This window comes from Actinotalea sp. C106, assembly GCF_023630195.1.
Taxonomy (GTDB): domain Bacteria; phylum Actinomycetota; class Actinomycetes; order Actinomycetales; family Cellulomonadaceae; genus Actinotalea.
Genome location: NZ_JALPKN010000030.1, coordinates 1 through 19,581 on the forward strand (window position 1 = coordinate 1; position 19,581 = coordinate 19,581).

Here is a 19,581-nt window from a genome sequence, read left to right on the forward strand (position 1 = left end):
CGAGGGCGAGCCGGGCGCGGGGGGCGGTGGCCTGCTCGGGCGGGGTCGCGGAGAGGCCCGGACCAGCGTGCGAGCCCCGGGTGCGGGCCGGGGGCCGAGGCTCAGCCATGGGCGCGCGCAGATCAGCGTCGGACATCGGGGCGCTCCGTCCTGCTCGGCCGGGCCTCGACGGGCCACGGCTCGAATCGATTCGAGAGTCCTGGTAGGAGCACCGTCGACCATCACCGGGATGCCACGACGGTACCTCGTGCGCCGGGTGCGCGTCGGCCGCGCCCGCGGACGCAACGGGAGCCACCCGAGGCGCTGACGTGGAACCACTCCCCGGGAACACCGGCAGCCCGGCGCGCGTTGGGCACAAGGCCCGGGACGGCTGGCGAGGCCGCCCGCACGCCCGCGCACCCCACGCGCCCCTTCTCGACCGGAGCACCAGTGACCGACGCCGCCCGCCCCACGCCCACCACCGGCGCGGACCTCCTCGACCGACCTGACGGCGGGGACGCGGCGCCGCCAGCACCTCCCACCACGATGGGGGCGCAGGAACGCCTCGCCGTCGGGCTGCTGCTCGTCTCGGCCTTCGTCGTCATCCTCAACGAGACGACCATGGGGGTGGCGCTGCCGAACGTCATGGCGGACTTCGCCATCCCGGCGAGCACCGCCCAGTGGGTCACGACGGTGTTCCTGCTCACCATGGCCGTCGTCATCCCGATCACCGGGTTCGTCATGCAGCGCCTCGGCACGCGGGCGACCTTCCTCACGGCGATGAGCCTGTTCACCCTCGGCACGTTGGTGTGCGCCCTGGCCCCCGTGTTCCCCGTGCTGCTGGGCGGCCGAGTCATCCAGGCCAGCGGCACGGCCGTCATGATGCCGCTGCTCATGACGACGGTCATGGCCGTCACCCCGCCCACCGCGCGTGGCAAGACGATGGGCAACATCTCGGTGGTCATCGCGGTCGCCCCGGCCATGGGCCCCACGTTCTCCGGCTTCGTGCTCAGCGTGCTGCCCTGGCGTGGGCTGTTCGTCATCATGCTGCCGATCGCGGCCATCGCCCTCACCCTGGGCGCGCTGCGCCTGCCGGCACTGACGAGCCCACGGCCCGCCCGGGTGGACCTGCTGTCCATCCTCGTCGCGGCCCTCGCCTTCGGCGGCCTCGTCTACGGCCTGACCGAGCTCGGCGAGTCCGCCGCCCACGGCGGGGGCGGGGCTGGCGGCACCGCGATCGCCCTGCTGCCGGTGGTCGTCGGGGTCGTGGCCCTCGGGCTCTTCGTGTGGCGGCAGCTGCGCCTGCAGCGACGCGACGCAGCGCTGCTGGACCTGCGCACCTTCGGCACCCGCACCTTCTCGGTCGCGATCCTGCTCATGGCCGTCAGCATGGGCGCCCTGTTCGGCACCATCATCCTGCTTCCCCTGTACGCCCAGGACGTCCTCGGGCTGGCCCCGCTCCAGGCGGGCCTGATCCTGCTGCCCGGCGGGCTGCTCATGGGCCTCGCGGCCCCCTTCGTCGGACGGGCCTTCGACAGGTTCGGGGCGCGCGTGCTCGTGGTCCCCGGCACCGTGCTCGTGAGCGCCGCCGCCTGGGGCTTCGCGATGCTGAGCGCGGCCAGCCCGGTGTGGATGCTCGTGGCCTGCCACGTGGTGCTCAGCGGCGGGTTGGCGATGATGTTCACGCCCCTGTTCACCTCGGCCCTCGGCTCGCTGCCGCCGCACCTGTACCCGCACGGCAGCGCGACCATCGGCACCGTCCAGCAGGTCTCCGGCGCGGCCGGGACGGCCCTGTTCGTCACCGTCATGACCATCCAGGCGGCCGCCCTCACCTCGTCCGGCGCGACCGAGGTGGAGGCGACGGCGGGCGGCACCCACGCGGCCTTCCTCGTCGGCGCGGGGATCATGCTGCTGACCATCCCCATCGCCTTCGCGGTGCGGGCTGCTCGCCCGGTCCCCTCGGAGCCGAGCCTGCCCGCCGCTCACTGAGGACCAGCCCGCCGCGCCGGGCGGCGCCAGGGAAGACCACCTCACCGATGCCGCGCGGGAGCCTTCCTGGGGCCGGTGGGCTCAGCCGGCCGGGGGCTCCGGCGCACCGGCGGGGGGCTCACCGCCGTCGACCGTGACGACGTAGCTGCGACCGTCGTGGCCGGTGACCCGGCGCAGCTCCCCGGTGAGGCGACCGGCCCTCTCCCGCTGCGCGGGGCTGACCTCGCTGCCGCGGCGCGGGTCCCCGACGTCGGCGGGCCCCGTGAACGGCAGCAGGAAGCGCTCGGTGAACGTCAGGCCGCGTGACCGGCCAGGCCTGGTCGGCGTCATCCTGGGCTCCTCGTGGTGCAGCTGGTCATTCACGGGCGGTCACGGTGGCACCGGCGCCAGGACACCGGCCTGCTCCTCTGCCGAGCATGACGAAGGCCCCGCCTCAGCGCTGTCGCTGGTGGCGGGGCCCGTCGCTCTCTGTGCGCCCGGAGGGATTCGAACCCCCAACCTTCTGATCCGTAGTCAGATGCTCTATCCGTTGAGCTACGGGCGCGTGGTCATCTGGACCGCGCATGAGAATACATGCCACGGCGCCCAGCACCCAATCGGGGCTCGGCCTGACCTGTGCGCTGGGCCACCCCCGGAGGGGCGGCCCCGCGCGACGCGGAGACGGTGGGATTTGAACCCACGGAAGGCTTGACACCTTCACGGCCTTAGCAGGGCCGCGCACTAGACCTGACTATGCGACGTCTCCAGTGTGCGGATCAGCGTACCTGCCGCCGCTCCCCCCGAGCAAAACCCCGCCTCCCACCCCACCTCGGGAGGGTGGGGGGCGGGAGGATCAGCGGTCGTAGGCCCAGGCCCGGTCGGTGAGCATGCGGGCGGCAGCGAGTCCCACCGCGATCGAGATGACGACGAAGATCGCCTGGACCCCCGAGGTGACCGCGACCTCGGCGTCGCCGTTGTTCAGGCCCACGACCGCCCGGTAGGCCGCGGCCCCGGGCACCATGATGACGACGGCGGGCACCGAGATGGTGATGCGGGGCACCTTGATGAGCGGAGCCACCCAGGCGGCCAGCAGTCCCACGACCAGGGTCGCCATCATGGTCGCGGCCTGGATGGCCACGCCCAGGTCGGCGACCTCGAGCCGCAGCACGTTGGCGACCATCCCGATCCCGGCGGCAGCCAGGGCCATCCGCAGGGGCGAGTTGAACATCAGCGCGAAGCCCAGCACCCCGAGGAAGCTGGCGAGCATCCGTAGCGCGATCCCCACCAGCACGGGCAGCTCGGCCGCCGGGGCCGGGGAGGGGTCGAGCCCCGCCACCCAGGAGACCCCCCACACCGCGAGCGCGGCCGAGGTCAGGATCATCAGCGCGTAGACCGTCCGGGCCACCCCGGCGGAGAAGTCGAGCTTGGCGAGGTCCAGGGCCCCGGTGACCAGCGGGAACCCGGGCACCAGGAACAGCACGGCTGAGATGTAGCCGGCCTCGTGGCTCGACCCCGCTCCCCCGGCGACGGCGTCGAGGGTCAGCACGTACCCGAGGTACACCAGGCAGGCGACGGCCGCGGCGATCATCGTCACGCCGAACTGGTTGACCCGCCGGTGCAGGAAGAAGCGCCGCACGAACTGCCCGAGCCCCGCGGCGAGGAACACCCCGGTCACCTCGATCACGCCGCCGTCGTTGAGGTACGCGAACGCCCCGCAGGCCATCGCGGCGAAGAGTGCGTTGGCCAGCGCCGGGTACAGGGGCGGCAGGCCCTCGATGCGGTCGAGCTCGCTGTTGATGTGCTCGACGGCGACCCCCGGCCGCAGCCCGTTGCACAGGTCGGTCAGCTCCTGGAGCCGGTGGGAGTTGACGCCGATCTGGCGGACCTCGGCGACCTCGGTGCGGAAGATCGGCCCGCGGTGGGAGGTCGCGGTGATCTCGGTCAGGGTCACGTGGGCCTGGTGCCGGTCCAGCCCGACGGCGCGGGCCACCTGCTGCATCGCGGTCTTGACCCGGTAGCTGCCCGTCCCGGAGGACAGCATCGCCCGTCCCATGCGCAGCACCGTCCCGGACTGCCGGATCAGGCTGACCGGCTCGAGGGCGTCCTCATCCGTTGCGCTCACCATGGGCCCCATCCTGGTGGGTCGGGCCGGGCCGGAGACAGGACGAGGGTCCGCCGGGCCCTCACCAGCGGCGCAGCACGGTCCAGAGGTTGTGGTCGTCCACCCGGGTCAGGGTGAGCTCGTGGGCGGTCCGGCGCGCCAGAGCCAGGCCGCGGCCGGACTCGGCGAGGTCCTCGGGCAGCCCCGCGTCGAGGTCGATGTCCAGGGGCGGCCCGGTGTCGTGCACCTCGGCCCAGGCACCCTCGGCGTCGGCCCCCAGCAGCACGGTGGCCTCGAACCCCCGCCCCTTCGGGGCGTGCTCGACCACGTTGCCCACCACCTCGACCACCGCGATCTCGAACATCATGCGTGCCTCGTCGCTGGCCTGCGGAGCCTTCTCCCACAGCTGTGCGATCGCGTCCTGCACGTGGTCGAGGCACTCGGGGGCTACGCAGCCCTCGATGCGCAGCACCCCGGGGGCGTCACCCCGCTGCGAAGGCATCGTCCACCGTCACGTGAGGGGTCAGGACCCGGTCCATGGTCGTCAGCTCCAGGACGGTGCGGACCTGCGTGCCGACCCGCGCGAGACGCAGGTCACCGCCCGCGGCTCGGGCCACCCGCAGCCCGCCGACCAGAGCACCGAGCCCCGAGGAGTCGAGGAACTCGGTCTCCCCCAGGTCGACGACCACCAGGTGGTGACCGTCGGCCACGGTCCCGTCGATCGCCGTCTTGAGGGTCGTGGCAGCAGCCATGGTGAGGCGCCCGCGCGGCCGCAGGACGGCCGTCGTCGGGGTCGGCAGCTCACGCTCGAGATTCATGGGTGGTGGTCTCCTCAGACTCGGTGTAGCCGCGGTATCGCAGCCCCTGCACGATCACGCTCAGCACGAGCAGGTCGTAGGCGACCCACGCGAGGTTCACGACGGTACCGACCCACAGCGAGTAACCCAGGCTCGCGCGGATGACACCGATCACGGCCGCCACGACGAGCAGGACCATCGCCGTGAGCTGGGGCAGGACCAGGCGCCAGGCCCCGGCGCCGTCCTGCCGGACCTTGGGGGTCACCGCGAAGCCGAGCGGGCGACCCCACCACACGTTGGCCGCGGCCGTCGTCACGGCCTTGATCCACACCGGGAACAGGGCCAACGAGTACTGCTGCCCGCGCCAGGTCCGGACCCCCTGCGCGGCGACCAGGAACAGCACCTGGCTCGCGAGGAAGAAGGGGATGAACCGGATGAAGAAGTCGACCGTCCAGGCGGTGACCGGCAGGACGCCGAAGCACAGGAAGATGACCGGCGCCGCGAGGTAGACGACGGCCGCGAACCCCGAGAGGTAGCTCCACATCGTCGAGAAGTACATGAGCCGCTGGCCCACGCTCAGGCCCTTCTGGACCAGGGGGTTCTCCTTGAGCATCACCTGGAGGGTGCCCTGGGCCCAGCGCAGGCGCTGGGTCATCATCGTGGCCATGTCCTCCGGCGCCAGGCCGTAGGCGAGCCGCTCGTGGTGGTAGACGGTGCGCCACCCGAGGGCGTGCAACCGCATCGCGGTGGCCATGTCCTCGGTGACGGAGACCGTCGCGACGGGCATCACCGGGATGGCCTCGTCCGAGCGCCCGACGTCGACCGCCCCCACCAGGGCCTGGACCTCGGCCATGGCATGCAGCGGGGACAGCTCCCGGGCGGCGAGCTGGGCCAGGGCGGACTCGTCGACCAGCGTGGCCCCCAGCTCCCGGTCGGTCGCGATCGGCAGGGCCCCGACCTCGCCACCGAGGTCCAGGGCCGCGAGGTCCGCGCGGATGGCTGCGAGGTCGGCGTGCACCATGCTGGCCGAGACCTCGTCGAGGCGGCGCTGGAAGTCGTAGGTCACCGCGGCCACCGGCTCCCCCGCCGCGACGCGCTCGAGGGCGCCGTCGACGGCCTTGCGGACCTGGCGCAGGGCCATGGCCTCGCGCGGGTCCTCCGCCTGCTTGCTCGCGCGGTGCAGCAGGGACCGACCGGTGGTCAGGGCCTCGCGCACGGCCCGCTCGGTCTCGCGCACGTAGCCCACCAGGCCCAGCTGCATGAGGGCATCACGCCGCAGCACGGCGTTGGACCCGCAGAAGAACGCCGCGTTCCAGCCGTCCTTGCCCTGCTGGATCGGCCCGTAGAACAGGGGGGCCTGGCTGCCCAGCGGGTCGGCCTCGGAGACGTTGGTGAAGTACTGCGGGGTCTGCACGAGGGCGACCGCGTCGTCGACGAAGTAGCCCAGGGTGTTGTCGAGGATCTCGGGCTCGGGCACCTGGTCGGCGTCGAGCACCAGGAAGAACTCACCCTCGGTCTGGAACAGGGCGTTGTTGAGGTTGCCGGCCTTGGCGTGCCGGGGACGATCGGCCCAGTCGATGGTGCGTTCGATGTAGCCGGCCCCGAGAGCCTCCGCAGCAGCGCGCATCGCGGGCCGCGACCCGTCGTCGAGCACCCAGGTGCTGTGGGGGTGGCGGATGGCGAGGGCGGCCTCGACCGTCCGGGCCACGAGCTCGACCGGCTCGTCGTACGTGGTGATGAAGACGTCGACCGTCACCCCGGGCGGTGGCGGCGGGGGCGCGGGGCGGGTCTTGGCCTTCCACATGGTGGTGCCGAAGAGCAGGACGTCGACCAGGCTGTAGGTCTCGGCGATCACCAGGGGGATCGCGATCCACCAGGCCGACCAGTTGACCGACTCGAGCCAGCGCCAGGCCACGTAGTTGACGCCCAGGATCGCGGTGACCACCACGATCACGCGGAGCAGGAGCTGGCGGCCCATCAGCCCTCCCGGGCCAGGGCCAGGACGGTCACGTCGTCGGGCCGACGGGCCTGCCGGCGGGTCAGGTCGACCACGCGCTCGACCGCGTCGTGCGCCCCGGCCGCCCCGGCCAGGACCCCGTCGAGCACGGCGAGGGAGTCGAGGCTGCCGTCGAGCATGTCGAGCACCCCGTCGCTCACCGAGAGCAGCATGTCCCCCGGCGCGAGGGTCACCTCGGCCCCGACCCGCTCGTCCCCGAAGGCCATCCCCAGGGGCGGGCCGGTGGGCGCCAGGCGCTCGTGGTCCCCCGCGGCGCGACGCAGCAGGGTGAGCCCGTGCCCGGCGTCGGCGTAGTGCACCACGGCCGTGGTGGGGTCGAGGCGGGCGTGCAGGGCCGTCACGAAGGACCCTGCGGCCGACAGGTCGCTCTCGAGGGCGAGCTCGGCATCGGCCAGGGCCTCCTCGACGGTGGCGCGGCGCGAGGAGGACCGCAGGACGGCGCGGACCGTCGCGGCGATGATCGCCGAGCCCATGCCCTTGCCCATGACATCCGCGAGGGTCAGCACCACGGCGCCGTCAGGCACGGTCTGCCAGTCGTAGAAGTCTCCGCCGACCTGCTGCGCGGGGACGCAGGCCCCAGCGATCTCGAAGCCGTCGACCCGGGGCTCGCTGCGGGGCAGCAGGCTGGCCTGGACCTCCCCGGCCCGGCGCAGCTCGTCCTCGACCACGAGCTCCTTCTCGACCCAGCGGGCGAGGTCCCGCAGCAGCCGCGACTCGGCGTCGCTGAACTCTCGCGGCTTGGTGTCGTAGACGCACAGGGTGCCCACGCGGTGGCCCCCGGCGGCGGCGAGGGGCTGCCCGGCGTAGAAGCGGATGTTCGGGTCGTCCGTGACGTAGGGGCTCGCGGCGAAGCGCGGGTCGTCCGTCGCGTCCCGCACGACGATGCCCTCGTCGTCCTCGACCACGACGGTGCAGAACGACCCGGCCCGCGGCGCCTCGGTCTTCCCCAGGCCTACCTCGGCCTTGTAGAACAGCCGGTCGGTGTCCACGAGGGACACGAACGCCGCCGGGACGTCGAAGAGCTGCTGCGCGAGACGCACCACCCGGTCGAAGCGCTCCTCGCGCGGGGTGTCGAGCATCCCGAGCTCACCCAGGGCAGCAAGACGCGCGATCTCACCACCCGATATCCGACCTGCCATGCCAGGACCCTAACGAGCCCCCGTGACCGCCGCGCGCGCCGCGCCCGACGACGCCGTCCTGCGGGCAGGTCCGTCCCAGATTGTCCGGACCCGGCCGGAGGGGCGATCACCCCATCGTGTTGATCTTGCGTGGGCTGATCCGGAGCACGACGCGCTGCTCTCGACGACCGCCGTACCAGGGGTAGGGGCCACCCAGGTAGCGCTGGGCCAGGGCCTCGATGTGCTCCTCGGCGCCCTCCGTGGTCGCGGCGGTGACCAGGCCGCGGATCTCGACGTATCTCGACGGACGTACGGGCGAGCTCACGACCAACGAGACCCGAGGCTCGCGCCGGACGTTCCGTGCCTTCTGGTGGCCTGTCACCGTGTTGATCAGGACGTCGACCCCGTCGGTGTCGACCCACGTCTGGGTCAGCTGGGGCGACCCGTCGGGCATGACGGTCGAGAGGTAGCAGGTCGCGGCGCTGCGCAGCAGGTCGACGAGCTCGGCGGGCAGCGGCAGACCGCCGTCGTCGGACTCGAGGCTGGTTCTGGCGGTGTCGGTCATGGCTGCTCTCAGTGGTGGAGCGAACAAGGCGCCCCAGGCAGGAAGCGTCGACGTGCGGCGCTCGTGCTCATCTTGACACGCGCGCGAGGTGCCCTGCGCTCGACGGAGGAGGGGCTGCTGAGCGCGCTCCGCCCCGCCGAGGCCGCACAGCTGCGCGACCTGCTGATCCGCGTGGCCAGGTCGACCGGCCCGTCGGAGTCCTGCTGACCGTCCCGCCTACGTCCCGTCGGCGGATCGTCCCGGAGTCGCGTCGACCACGCCGGAGGGCTGGTCGGGCACCCCCATCGCCCGCAGCGCGCGAGGGCCGAGGACGGCGGTGCCCCCCGCGACGAGGCCCAGAGCGAGGCAGGCCCAGGCCCAGCTGAACGCCTCGTAGAGGGCGCCCCCGGCCATGACGCCGACGGTGGCCCCGACCAGGGCGGCGTTGCCGAGCAGGCTCATCCCCCGCCCCACCCGGTCCTCGCAGGCCTCCGCGACGACGGCTTCCTGGAGGGGCGCCAGGGCCGCCCACCCCGCACTGGCCAGGACCCAGAGCACAGCAACCGCCACGGGGCCGGGGGCCACGGCCAGGCCCGCGAAGCAGATCGCTGACGCCAGGCACGCCCCCGCGTAGGTGGCGCGCCGTCCCCACCGACGGGAGAGACGGTGCAGGGGCCGCGGGAGCACGGTCATCGCGATCCCCCCCGGCAGGTAGACGAGGGCGATCTGGTAGATCTCGAGACCGAAGGACGCCTGCAGGTGCAGGAGCAGGAGGAGTCCGATCCCGCCCTCCGCCACGGCCATGAGCATCACCGCACCCAGGAGCGGGCGGAGCCGCAGGACGTCCCGGCGGAGCGGACGCGGCGCGGTGCGGTCGGCCGTGGCCACGCGGGGCGCCAGCAGCAGCCCGATCGCCCCGATCGCGCAGGTGACCGCCAGCGCCGTGAAGACCCCGAAGAAGTCCAGGAGGGGCAGCAGGTACATCGCGGGGAACCAGAAGAACCACGAGGCGAAGGCCACGGCCGAGGTCAGTCGCGCGAAGGCCTCGGCGTCGTCCTCGAGGGCCTCCGCGACGACGGCCCGCACCGAGACCCAGAGCAGCGGCCCGCCGACCCCGCCGACGACCGCGGCCACGAAGGCCACGCCGACGTTCGGGGCGACGGCGTAGACCGCGCAGCTCGCCGCGTAGAGGGCGGCCCCGAGGGCGGCGACCCGGGTGCGCTCGTAGGTGTCCGAGGCTCGACCGGCCAGGGCCCGTGCGACGAAGGACACCGCGAGCTCGACGCCCACGAGAAGCCCGATCTGCGTCGGCGTGGCACCTAGGGCCGCTCCGGCCCAGAGCGGGACGAGGAAGTCGAGCAGCTCACCCGACCCACCGACCAAGGACGCGCCGAGCACGGCCTTCCGCTGACGCCCCCCACGCATGGAGGGAGCCTAGGCGGAGGGGCCTGCGGGGGGAAAGGCGCGACCGCCCAGAAGTCCTGCACCCGAAGCGGAGGGCAAGGGATTCGAACCCTTGAGTGCGAGGTCATCGCACTAACGGTTTTCAAGACCGTCGCGATCTCTCCCATTTGCCCTGTTCACGGCCTTGCGCCGCCTGCGACCCTGGAGATGTTAGCCGTTGTTAGCCGTCCCTGAGCCCTACACCATCGACCCCTCGGGGTGCAAGTGGTTGCTAGGACGTCCCGGCTCGCGTGCGGTACTCGCGGCGCAGCCGAATCGCCGTAGCCTGCTCTGTCTCCGTGGTGGTCACGTACGACTCGGTCACCGCGATCGTGGAGTGCCCCAACATCTCCTTCACCACAGAGAGCGGGACCCCAGCCCGAACCAAGCTCGACGCGGCCGTGTGTCGAGCGGCGTGGACCGTGCGACCGATACGGCTGATGCCCGCCCCGTCCAGAATCTGGTGCCACCTGGTGTTGTCTAGGCCCTCGCTGATGTGGGTGCCGCGATCTGACCGGAAGACTAGATCGGCGTCAACGACCGGGTAGCGGCCCTGCGCCCGAACGTCTTCGAGGCGACGCCGCTCGGTCTGGGACACCTCAGGTGTCGTTGAGTCCCGCAGCGCCTTCATGACGCGGAACTCGTCTACAAGTTCCTCGTCTAGCAGCACGGTCCGCTCCGAGTCGTACTTCAGGGCTGCGTCAATGTAGAACCCCCCAGTCACGCGCTGCGGGCACCGGTAGGCGGCCCGCCGCTTCGATCGGTCCCCACCAGCCGCCCACCACTCGAGGGTGCACGGGCTTGTCTCGGGGTCCCTCCACGGACCGGGGCATCCGTGGCGATGCTTGACGTGCTCGAGCTGCTGCCGGATGTGGACCTCACCGGTGTCCAGGTCCAGGTAGTCCCACGTCAAGCCCAGGGCTTCCGCCTGCCGGGGCCCAGCCTCGAAAGCGAACCGCCAGCGAGTGTGCTCTGACGGGTGGTTGGGCCAGCGCTCCTTCACGTACCCAAGGAACGCCTCCTGCTCCTCGAGTCGAAGAGCAACTTTGGTTCGGCTTGGGGTGGCCTTGCGTCCTGTGGCCCGTACGTCATGCTCGGGGACCTCCATCCCGAGCATCGGATGCCTCGTTAGGTGTCCGCGCTTCTGCCCGTAGGTCAGGGCCTGGTGAAGACGTCGCCAGATCGACCGCATCCGGTACCACGACAGGCGCCCCTTCCGGCGGTCTTGGGTCGTCGCTGCCTGCAGGGTGTCGATGAAGTCGTCAATCTCGGTGGACTCGGGGTTCTCCAGTGCGGCGAGCGTCACGTTCCCGAGGTGCGGCAGGATCCACACGCGGACTTGGCTCTCGTAGTCGTCGTAGGTCGCCTGGGCGACCCGCTTCTCTGTGAACCGATGAGGTTTGGCCGCCTTCCGGTCGAGCAATGGGTCCTTCTCATCGAGCCACAGCGCCATGAGCTCGCGCACCGTGAGGACCTCCTCCACGGGCGCGATCCCCTCTTCCACCTTCCTCTTCTCCTTGCGGGCACGCTCAGCCGCTGCATGTTCCGCGTCGGTGAGGGTGCGCCAGCGCAGAAGGGTGGCGACCGCTTCGGGCTGTTGCTTGAAGGTCTGGGTGCGCTTGAGGCGACGGCCCGTTGTGGGGTCGAGGAAGGGGATCTGGGCCGTCCAACGGGTGCGTCCCGATGGTTGGAACACGGTGCCTAGGCCGTCGGGGACGGCGATCGCGCCACTCACCCGGGGGATCGTATCCGAACGGTTTGGGTCTCAGAGAACCGGTGTGTTAGTCACGTTCACCAACGGCGGTTGCTCCCGGGGAGCCCTGCGGGGCGGTTGTACTTCCGGGGCTGATTCGTCCGGTTCTCAGTCCGGTGAGGGCGGGCGTACCACGTGAGCAGTTCGCCCAGGTCGTACATCACCTTCGCGCCGCTGGGCGGCCCGTAGCGGCCGATCTCACCCTTCTGCCACGCAGTCCGCAGCACTTCGGCGCTGACGCGCAGTAGCCGGCTGGCCTCTGCCTGGGTGACGAACCGCGGACACAGCACAGCGCCTTGGGGCGCGGTGTCGGGAGCGGCGGTCACAACTCCACTGTATAGACGCTGGCTGACTGCCGGGCTGGCCAGAGCGCCTTCTCAGCACGAGCGCATGCTAGATATTCGATTACCGAATGAGAGTTCACCCGGTCCGTCGGCCCCGTGCTCGTGCTGCGCCTGCCAGCGATGCGCCGCGAGGCTGCCGAGCGCGAACTCGCGGCGGCGGTGGAACAGGCACGCGAGGCCAGCGTCTCGTGGACCGATGCCGTCGTCGAGGTCGGGGGCACCCGCCGAGCGCCCGCCAGCGGTGGAGGACCAGGCTCAAGAGCACCATCCGCTGACAGCAGGCCGCGAGCAGCAAGCGGACGGGCGCGAGCATCACGGTCGGCAGCAAGCGCAGTGCGACGCGCGCGGCGAAGCAGATGATCACCCGCGACACCAGCAGCGGCTGCACCACAAGCCACAAGGTCAAGAACAGCCGTTGACGGCGCCTGACGGGCTGGCGGAGGGTGAGGTAGGCGGGCGGCCTTGTGTTGTCGAGACACACGCAACCACGCCCCCGAAGGGGCGCCGGAAAGGCAGCCGCCCGCCTGCCTCAAGCGTAACCACCCACCGCAGCGTGAAATCCCACTCGAGGTCCCGCGCACCGGGTGAAACCGCTAGGAGCGCCTGCCCGCGGAGCTTCCCGATGAGGCCGGTCAGCAGCATCGGCCTGTCCCAGGGACGCCCGGTTCTTCTCGGCCCGCCGGCCCCGCGCGTAGCGTCACGACCGTGGAGATCGGCCCGGCGCGGTGGCGCCAGCTCCCCGACGGCGCGGGGTGGGTGCAGGTCAGATGCACACGCAAGAAGCGCGTGCTCTAAATCTGCGTGTGCATCTGACCTGCGCCTCCACGACCGCCGGGAGCTAGACCCCGCAAGAGTTGCGGGGTGTAACTGCGCGTCCGGGGTCAAGTCCCACCGCCGGCCCCGCGTGCCGATGCACCGCGGACCGCCGCCACCACGCATCGGCGTGCTGGTGCGGGGCCCGGGTCGCGGAAGGGTGCACCTCGGTCGACCGGTGGGATGCAGGGACCGTCCCGGTCGACCTGCGAGCGGATCAGTGGTGCGCGCTGCCGGCCTGACCGGCGGCGGGCAATCCGTGGCCACCATGTGGGTTTGGGCTCCCGCGTACTAGTTCCCACAACGGGGGCTCTTCGCGTTCGGCGCACGGGGGTCGCGGGTCACGGCGGCGATCTTGGGGGTGCCCTCAACCTTGCGGGCCGGGGGAGCCGATCTACCTCAAGCACCTTCGGCCTGCCCGAGTCTGGATCGTCGCCATAATCTGTGCGCTCAACTGCGCGCAAGGAGGCCAGCGTGTGTGGGTGCTCGAAGCTTCGGCCGGTCCCGGGCCCCGCTCGCGAAGCGTGCGGGGGAAGTAGTTAAGTTGCTGAAGTCCTGCAGTAAGTAAGTCCAACTACTACGGCCCGCAAGCCCAAGGGTTGGTGCCGTCAATCCTGGGGGCGGGTGCCCTCAATATTGAGGGCTCGTGCCCGCACGATTGACGGCACCCCCACGGGAGTGCGTCGACGTCATCCCTCCCCTCCGTCTGCCAGTCCCACGCCGGCAGTTGCGCGGACCGGTGCAAGAGCCTGTATAGACGGTGCGGTAACGTACCTGACACACGAAGGAGGAGTCATGAGTACGAACCCCGAGGTGTGGCAGCAGACGGAGCTGCCCGTCACCGCCGATGAGATCTCCAAGCCGAGCCGCTCCGCTCAGACAATCGAGGAGTGGCGGAGCGTAGCGGCCGAGCGTCGTGAGGTTGAGGCCCACTGGGCAACTTGCCTGATCACGGCAGTCGCCGACGGCTGGACCCACTCAGAGATCGCGCGGGCTGGTGGTGTCACGCGACCAGCCGTCACACAGTCCGCCACCCGCATCCGCCGTCGGCAAGCATCCGCCGACACCTGAAGCACGAGCACCCCCGCGCCTCCTGTGCCGGGAGACATGCGCGAGGGTGCCCGTCTAGACCAGTCATCGAATGGAAGGGTAGCACCATCATGGGATGGAAGGCGATGGAACTTGTCCTGGACGACCCGGGCTACGACGACCTCACCAACTCGCAGAAACTCCCCCTCGTGCAGTTGGCGCGTCGAGTGATCGAGAGCACCAATGAGTACAGCCGCTCGCGGGTTGTGGGCGACGACGTCGCGAAGCACCTCGATGCCGTGAACGCGAGTCGCTGGACCGTGGCTGTCGAGGTCGCGGAACTCGCCAAGAGGTCGAAGGTGAGCGTGTCGGTCATGGAAAAGCACATGCTCACCTGGCGCGAGAAGGGGCTTGTCGAGGCTCTACCGGGAAGTGATTGGGAGCTCACGCGTAATCGTCTGGTGTACCTCCCCCGTGCCCGCCGCACGTTCCGAGCGACGCGCCGGTCTGCGATCCTTCTGCTGGAGCAGCGCAGGGCGAGGTGGAGCAACAAGGAAATCGCGCCTGGCGTGACAGGGGACGATACGACCCCGGCAGCCGTGGTCGTAGACGCGCTCATCGCGGCGTGGCGTGCCGCTAATCCGGTCGTGCACCGAGGTGCGGAGCACCCGACGTGGACGGTGCCGATGGACACGGTCGCGGCGGCGATTCCAGCCATGGTCAAGGCGTTCTGTGAGGACTCGATGACGATGATCGACGTGACAGAGGACCTGTCGGAGTTGCCAGAAGGGCGCGACGCAGCGTTCTGGGGGGAGCCGGCCGAGTTGCTGGTGGGTGATCCGCACCACCCCGAGGACGGACCGACCGAAGATGAGGCGTTCGAAGCGCTCGAAGAGTACTGGCGACGGCGGAAGGCGAAATCACCGCGGCAGATCGCCCGCAAGTTGCTTCCGACCCTTTCTGACCGGTACGGCATCACCACACCGGCGCAGATCGTAGAGATCGTGGATGATGGTGTCTTGCTCGATTCGTTGGTCAACTTGACTCGACCGTCACAGGTCAAGAGCGCGGTAAAGGCTGCCACGGAGTGCGACGAGCGAACGCCGGCGGCTGGCGTGCCACACCAGCGCGCCGCGTCGCAGGTCGATCTTGAGCGATGGATCCTCGGTGAGTGCGCCGAGCACATCGATGCACTCACCGAGATGGCGAAGGCCAACGGCTACGAAGATGCCTCGGGCTCGGCCTTGCGCGATCTCTGCGGCGCCCTCAACCACTTCAGGGCTTCCTACGAGGCCAGGCATGGACGCCCGCCAACGCCTGCGGCGCTGAGTGAAGCCGCGGTGGCATTCACAGACGGCCGGTTGAGGAACAAGCGCCCCGTTCAGGTCGCGGGAATCTCTCTTCCGGACGAGCCGCCCTTCTAAGACGGCAGCGGACAATCGAGCGTCCAGAACCGTGGACGGGCGCGGAAGCCCGTCATCCCCTCCACCCACGGACGGCGATGACGGAGGAGGTCTTAGGTGTCCTGCCGTCGGGGTGGCACCCACCGCACCCGCGACCCCGGCGCGGTGGCGGCGTACGCCTCGAGGGCTTCAGTGATGACCGACGTCACCGTGCGGCCTTCCATCTCGGCCTTGGCGCGCACGCGCATCAGTAGGCGCGGGTTGAGGCGGTGCGCCGATTGGACGGGTGGCCCATCCACGGGCGGGAGAACGTCGGGTTCAGCGAGACTGGTAAGTCGCCGGCCGTGGGCCGCTTGGAGGCGTGCGAGTCGGCGTGCGACGCCGAGGGCTTCATCGTCGGTGATGGGCGGGCCTCCCAACCGCATGCGCAGGGGGCCGTCCTCGCCGGGCAGGGGGTGCGAGCTGCTGGATGGTGCCATGTGTCGAGTCTACGCTTTGTGTAGACGCAGTGGGGCCCGCCAGACGGGGGGCCAGCGCAAACGTCCACGGCCCACAGGCGGCGGTAAAGACGTTTCACCCGGCCGAGGGTGGGCGGTGAGCTCTGGGGCGCTCAGCGGGGCTGTGGCGGGCTGTGGTGGGGCGTGGCTGGATGCGCGTTGTGGGGGTATGACCCAGGGGAGCGCGTCAGATTTACGCCTTGTTGACCGCTTGAAGGGCAATTATTGACATAAGGTGGATTGTCGGCAGGCAACTTCCGGGAGTTGCCTCAGGCGCAAGAACTCCCGGCTCAGTGAGTAGGTACGTCCGCGCAGGTCAGCGCGTGTGGACCTTGCCGCGGGGGGCAGCGCGGAAGGTGCCTCTGGTGAAGGACGGCCTGGTGGCGCAGGAATCGTGCATCAGATGCACGATTCCACGGTCTGGCTGGAGGAGTCGGCAACGTCCGATCAGAGCGACGCGCGCGCGGGTGGATGGCACTGCACATGGTCGGCCGGCGCGACCCGTGCTCGGCCTCGTCCCAGTAGTCCTCCGACGGCGGCCCGGCACGCCGGGCAGTTGACGTCGCTCTCGCCCGTGCTTGAGCCGTTGCTGTCGACATCCGCACCGCAGGCGAGTTTGTCCTTGTGCAGTCCGGTGATGAGCAGATGAACGGTCCCGTAGTCGTCACCCGTCTCGGCCTCGCCTCCGCCAGAGAAGTGGCCATGGGGGTCGAAGTCGTCGGCGTCGGCCTCTTCACCGCAGATGGGGCAGCTCTCGCTCGTCATGGGGTTCGCGCCTCTCGCTCTCTGGGTCGCTGCTACGCCCTGGGCCCGGGCTCGGTTGAACTGCCGCCACACTAGGCGCGCCCGCAGCTCGCTGTCTTGTACTCGGCCAGGCTTAGGGCGGCGCCGCGGTGGCCCGCCCCGACTAGGCGGGTCGAAGGCACTCCCCCGTCAGGTGCCGACTCCCGGCTGCCCAACTCGCGTGCCCGCCAGTCCGGAGGTCACCGCAGATCGGCCTCAATGTCGGCCGGGACCGGGCGTCCCTGGTCATGGTCGACACCGTAGCGACTGAGGTGCGTGACTCCGCCGAGCGGCACGCGCATGACTAGACAGCCTCTGCGCCACGTCAGAGGGCTGCCGCAGCCAGAGCCGCTGGAAACTCTAGACGTGTCTAGACAGAGAGGTAGCCTAGATGTAAGAAGTGAAACCAAGAGGAGTGCATCATGGCAACCAGCATCCGATGGCCCCAGCCGGTGGCCGATGAGATGGCCGAATGGGCCCGCAACCACAACCGTCCGATCGCCCACCTGACTCGCGAAGCGCTCGAGCGGATCGCCGCAGACCCGGTCGCGGCCGTGCGAGAGGCACTGCCCTACCAACCATCACGGGTCGGCAAAGGGCCGAACTGGCCGGTCGCCAAGATCGACGAAGCGACCGAGGCTGCGGCAACCGCCGCACTGCGATCCACCTTCGGGCGGGGCATGAGCCTGACCGGGATCGTCCGAGGGCTCGTGATCAAGACGCTCAAGGAGGACCGGTTTGTCTTCCCCACGTCACTGGCACGCTCGTCTGCCCCGATCATCCCGAGCGAGCCGTGGGCGCACCGCACCCGGTACGCCGACCTGCACCTGACCCTGTGCACCGAGGGGCCGTCGTGGTGGTACATCGGTGCCCGGTGGAGCGTCCGTGACGCGTCCAGTGAGGAGCTCGCGAGCCTGCCAGTGCACCTGACGCGGCCAACCACTCTCATGCTCATGGGCCGTCACGCCGGGGCGGTCCTGCACGAGCACGCGATCACCTACCAGGCACCTGACGGCACCCCGCCCACCGGTCCTGCTCCGACGGTGATCGCCTGTGACGGCGTCGCGATCGAAGAGGTCCGCCGCTACAACGCGGCACACCGCCCTGACTGGTTCACCGCCACCTCGACCCCCGTGGAGGGCTGACCCATGCGCATCCCCCTCGTTGCGGTCGGCTCGAACCCTCCGCGCACGCTCCGTGGACGCACGCTGCTCCACCTCACCTCCGGTCAGCAGTGGGCACTCCGCGCTGCCGTCGGGCTGCTCATGCTGGTCGCGGTGCCACTGTCGATCCCAGTCCTGGCCTGGTGGATGTGGGGTCTGCGCCGTCGACTGTGGCGCTGGTACGTCGCCGCCGCCGGCCTCGTGTCGACGCTCCTGGTTCCGCTGCTCACGAAGGGCGCACTGGTCGCCGGGTTCGGCTTCTGGGCCGAGGTGCTCGGTGGTGTGACCGTGGCGTCGTTCACGATCCCTGAGGCAACCGAGCCGACAAACTGGGCTGGTGTGATCGCCGATGCGTGGTTCGTGGGAACCATCGTCGCCTGCTGGATGGCGTTCCTCGCCTGGTGCCGCACCCCCCCGTGGCGTGACCGTGAGCGGCCGATGACGATGTGGCGCCAGTTCCGCCAGCGCAAGTTCATCGCGGCCGTCGAGTCCGGTCAGGGTGACAAGGCCGGTGTCGTGACGTTCGGCATCGACACCGACAGCGGCCTGCCCGTCGAACTCCCTTGGCAGGACACCGAGGGGCACATGCTCGCGATGGGCGCCCCTGGCACGGGCAAGACGACCACGGCATTGAAGGTCGTGCGTGCGTCGATCCGCGACGGGATGTTCACCGCCGTGGTCGACATGAAGGGCGACTCGTCGCTGATCGACCAGGTGGCGGAGTGGTGCGCCCGGTGGAACCGGCCCCTGTGGGTGTACTCCGAGCACGGCCCGTGCAGGTACGACCCGTTCCGGCACGGGAACTACACGTCAAAGTCAGACCTGCTGGTCGCGGCGTCGGAGTGGTCCGACTACCACTACATGACCACTTCGTTGGACTACTTGCGCACGCTGTTCAAGTTCATCGAGGCCCTGCCCGAGCGGACCGCACTCGAGGGTGACTTCGCGATGGTGCAGCGCCTGCTGAACCCGAACCTACTCGTCAACGAGCTGAAGTTCCTCAAGGGAAACACCGCTGAGGTTCAGGCCCTGCGCGAGGAGCTCGCCGAGCTGATCAACCACGTCAGCCAGGACATGCGTGGCATCGGCGGCCTGGCCCCGCGTGTCCGCACCCTGCGGAACTCTCACTTGGGCCAGTGGACTCGATACGACAACGACGCCCCGTTCATCGACCTGCAGGACGTGTGGGACCAGTCCGGGGTCGTTCTGTTCTCTATCCCGACGATGCTCTACAAGAAGGGCGCGGAGGCGTTCGGCGGGCTGGTTGTGAACGACCTGACGAACCTCGCCTCACGCCTCCAGGCAACTGGCAACACGAAGCCGGGCCTGGTGTTCGTGGACGAGTTCTCCAACGTTGGTGTGCACAACGTGACCCCAGCGTTGGCGATGGCTCGCTCCTCAAAGTTGAGGTGGATGCTCGTCACCCAGGACATCGGTGACCTGCGCAAGGGCGCGAACGGCGCAGCGGACGAGCAGAAGATCCTCACCGACACCAACATCAAGCTGATCCACGGTGTCGGCGACGCGGACTCCGCCGAGAAGCTCGCCCGCCTGGCCGGCATGAGGTGGGGCGCGAAGGAGCGTGCCGCGGTCAACCTCGCGGACTCCGCGGTCGACATCACGACTGGCACGGCTGCGGGACACGGATTCGTGGACCGCCAGCTCGTCCCGGCGATTGAGCCGACGGACGTGATGCACCAGGGCGCGAACGCATCGTCCCGGTGGATCTTGCTGAACAAGCCCGGTCAGTGCGCGATCACTGGTGTGTGAACCGTCACGGGTCTGGTGCCGTTCTCATACTGGCTGCGTCTCCGGGTGGAGGGCAGTGG

16 protein-coding genes and 3 tRNA genes are annotated in these 19,581 nt (G+C 70.1%); 6 read left to right on the forward strand and 13 right to left on the reverse strand.

Annotated features, from left to right (window positions below):
• Positions 1-429 precede the first annotated feature (429 nt).
• Positions 430-1,968, forward strand: a complete 1,539-nt coding sequence (locus L0B03_RS03740; RefSeq protein WP_308199991.1) for an MDR family MFS transporter — start codon at positions 430-432, stop codon at positions 1,966-1,968.
• Positions 1,969-2,049: 81 nt separating this feature from the next.
• Here L0B03_RS03740 and L0B03_RS03745 read toward each other — a convergent pair whose 3' ends face one another.
• From L0B03_RS03745 to L0B03_RS03785, 9 genes are all read right to left on the reverse strand, one after another.
• Positions 2,050-2,298, reverse strand: a complete 249-nt coding sequence (locus L0B03_RS03745; RefSeq protein WP_250444232.1) for a hypothetical protein — start codon at positions 2,296-2,298, stop codon at positions 2,050-2,052.
• Between the two features lie 141 nt (positions 2,299-2,439).
• Positions 2,440-2,512: transfer RNA gene (locus L0B03_RS03750), tRNA-Arg, on the reverse strand.
• Between the two features lie 111 nt (positions 2,513-2,623).
• Positions 2,624-2,713 (reverse strand) — tRNA-Ser (locus L0B03_RS03755).
• Between the two features lie 87 nt (positions 2,714-2,800).
• Complete coding sequence (locus L0B03_RS03760; protein ID WP_250444234.1) at positions 2,801-4,072, reverse strand: threonine/serine exporter ThrE family protein; 1,272 nt, start codon at positions 4,070-4,072, stop codon at positions 2,801-2,803.
• Positions 4,073-4,130: 58 nt separating this feature from the next.
• Positions 4,131-4,550: an ATP-binding protein gene (locus L0B03_RS03765; RefSeq protein ID WP_250444236.1), complete on the reverse strand. Its 420-nt coding sequence runs from the start codon at positions 4,548-4,550 to the stop codon at positions 4,131-4,133.
• Positions 4,531-4,866 carry an STAS domain-containing protein gene (locus L0B03_RS03770; RefSeq protein ID WP_250444238.1) on the reverse strand — a complete coding sequence of 112 codons (336 nt, stop codon included), beginning with the start codon at positions 4,864-4,866 and terminating at the stop codon, positions 4,531-4,533. Before L0B03_RS03770 ends, L0B03_RS03765 begins: the two co-directional genes overlap by 20 nt.
• Positions 4,850-6,823, reverse strand: coding sequence for a glycosyltransferase (locus L0B03_RS03775; RefSeq protein ID WP_250444241.1), 1,974 nt, complete (start codon positions 6,821-6,823; stop codon positions 4,850-4,852). The genes L0B03_RS03770 and L0B03_RS03775 overlap by 17 nt, the downstream gene beginning before the upstream one ends.
• Complete coding sequence (locus L0B03_RS03780; protein ID WP_250444243.1) at positions 6,823-8,001, reverse strand: PP2C family protein-serine/threonine phosphatase; 1,179 nt, start codon at positions 7,999-8,001, stop codon at positions 6,823-6,825. Before L0B03_RS03780 ends, L0B03_RS03775 begins: the two co-directional genes overlap by 1 nt.
• 106 nt (positions 8,002-8,107) lie before the next feature.
• On the reverse strand, positions 8,108-8,545 hold the full coding sequence (locus tag L0B03_RS03785; RefSeq protein WP_250444245.1) for a PPOX class F420-dependent oxidoreductase: 438 nt from the start codon (positions 8,543-8,545) through the stop codon (positions 8,108-8,110).
• Positions 8,546-8,608: 63 nt separating this feature from the next.
• Here L0B03_RS03785 and L0B03_RS03790 point away from each other — a divergent pair, with 63 nt between their 5' ends.
• Positions 8,609-8,752: a hypothetical protein gene (locus L0B03_RS03790; protein ID WP_250444247.1), complete on the forward strand. Its 144-nt coding sequence runs from the start codon at positions 8,609-8,611 to the stop codon at positions 8,750-8,752.
• Positions 8,753-8,761: 9 nt separating this feature from the next.
• On the opposite strand, the gene L0B03_RS03795 is transcribed toward L0B03_RS03790, so the two are convergent.
• The 3 genes from L0B03_RS03795 to L0B03_RS19515 form a co-directional block, all read right to left on the reverse strand.
• Positions 8,762-9,949: an MFS transporter gene (locus L0B03_RS03795; RefSeq protein ID WP_250444250.1), complete on the reverse strand. Its 1,188-nt coding sequence runs from the start codon at positions 9,947-9,949 to the stop codon at positions 8,762-8,764.
• Between the two features lie 71 nt (positions 9,950-10,020).
• Positions 10,021-10,102 (reverse strand) — tRNA-Ser (locus L0B03_RS03800).
• A 97-nt stretch (positions 10,103-10,199) separates the two neighbouring features.
• Positions 10,200-11,702 carry a tyrosine-type recombinase/integrase gene (locus L0B03_RS19515; RefSeq protein WP_250444252.1) on the reverse strand — a complete coding sequence of 501 codons (1,503 nt, stop codon included), beginning with the start codon at positions 11,700-11,702 and terminating at the stop codon, positions 10,200-10,202.
• A 1,970-nt stretch (positions 11,703-13,672) separates the two neighbouring features.
• On the opposite strand from L0B03_RS19515, the gene L0B03_RS03810 reads away from it, so the two are divergent.
• Together L0B03_RS03810 and L0B03_RS03815 are read left to right on the forward strand one after the other, a co-directional pair.
• Positions 13,673-13,948 (forward strand): hypothetical protein, encoded by a 276-nt coding sequence (locus L0B03_RS03810; protein ID WP_250444254.1) that lies wholly within the window; start codon positions 13,673-13,675, stop codon positions 13,946-13,948.
• A 104-nt stretch (positions 13,949-14,052) separates the two neighbouring features.
• Entirely contained in the window at positions 14,053-15,330 is a 1,278-nt protein-coding gene (locus L0B03_RS03815) for a hypothetical protein (protein WP_250444256.1), read from the forward strand.
• 923 nt (positions 15,331-16,253) lie between these two features.
• Here L0B03_RS03815 and L0B03_RS03820 read toward each other — a convergent pair.
• Positions 16,254-16,571 (reverse strand): hypothetical protein, encoded by a 318-nt coding sequence (locus L0B03_RS03820; protein ID WP_250444258.1) that lies wholly within the window; start codon positions 16,569-16,571, stop codon positions 16,254-16,256.
• A 440-nt stretch (positions 16,572-17,011) separates the two neighbouring features.
• Between L0B03_RS03820 and L0B03_RS03825 the strand changes: the two genes are divergently transcribed.
• Positions 17,012-17,734: a hypothetical protein gene (locus tag L0B03_RS03825; protein WP_250444260.1), complete on the forward strand. Its 723-nt coding sequence runs from the start codon at positions 17,012-17,014 to the stop codon at positions 17,732-17,734.
• 3 nt (positions 17,735-17,737) lie between these two features.
• Complete coding sequence (locus tag L0B03_RS03830) at positions 17,738-19,522, forward strand: type IV secretory system conjugative DNA transfer family protein (RefSeq protein WP_250444262.1); 1,785 nt, start codon at positions 17,738-17,740, stop codon at positions 19,520-19,522.
• The last annotated feature ends 59 nt before the right edge of the window (positions 19,523-19,581 follow it).

Coding starts and splice junctions, on each gene's coding strand:
- L0B03_RS03745 (WP_250444232.1), bottom strand. CDS start 2,298: ATGACGCCGACCAGGCCTGGCCGGTCACGCGGCCTGACGTTCACCGAG.
- L0B03_RS03770 (WP_250444238.1), bottom strand. CDS start 4,866: ATGAATCTCGAGCGTGAGCTGCCGACCCCGACGACGGCCGTCCTGCGG.
- L0B03_RS03830 (WP_250444262.1), top strand. CDS start 17,738: ATGCGCATCCCCCTCGTTGCGGTCGGCTCGAACCCTCCGCGCACGCTC.
- L0B03_RS03815 (WP_250444256.1), top strand. CDS start 14,053: ATGGAACTTGTCCTGGACGACCCGGGCTACGACGACCTCACCAACTCG.
- L0B03_RS03775 (WP_250444241.1), bottom strand. CDS start 6,823: ATGGGCCGCCAGCTCCTGCTCCGCGTGATCGTGGTGGTCACCGCGATC.
- L0B03_RS03810 (WP_250444254.1), top strand. CDS start 13,673: ATGAGTACGAACCCCGAGGTGTGGCAGCAGACGGAGCTGCCCGTCACC.
- L0B03_RS03820 (WP_250444258.1), bottom strand. CDS start 16,571: ATGACGAGCGAGAGCTGCCCCATCTGCGGTGAAGAGGCCGACGCCGAC.
- L0B03_RS03785 (WP_250444245.1), bottom strand. CDS start 8,545: ATGACCGACACCGCCAGAACCAGCCTCGAGTCCGACGACGGCGGTCTG.
- L0B03_RS03765 (WP_250444236.1), bottom strand. CDS start 4,550: ATGCCTTCGCAGCGGGGTGACGCCCCCGGGGTGCTGCGCATCGAGGGC.
- L0B03_RS03780 (WP_250444243.1), bottom strand. CDS start 8,001: ATGGCAGGTCGGATATCGGGTGGTGAGATCGCGCGTCTTGCTGCCCTG.
- L0B03_RS03795 (WP_250444250.1), bottom strand. CDS start 9,949: ATGCGTGGGGGGCGTCAGCGGAAGGCCGTGCTCGGCGCGTCCTTGGTC.
- L0B03_RS03825 (WP_250444260.1), top strand. CDS start 17,012: ATGGCAACCAGCATCCGATGGCCCCAGCCGGTGGCCGATGAGATGGCC.
- L0B03_RS03760 (WP_250444234.1), bottom strand. CDS start 4,072: ATGGTGAGCGCAACGGATGAGGACGCCCTCGAGCCGGTCAGCCTGATC.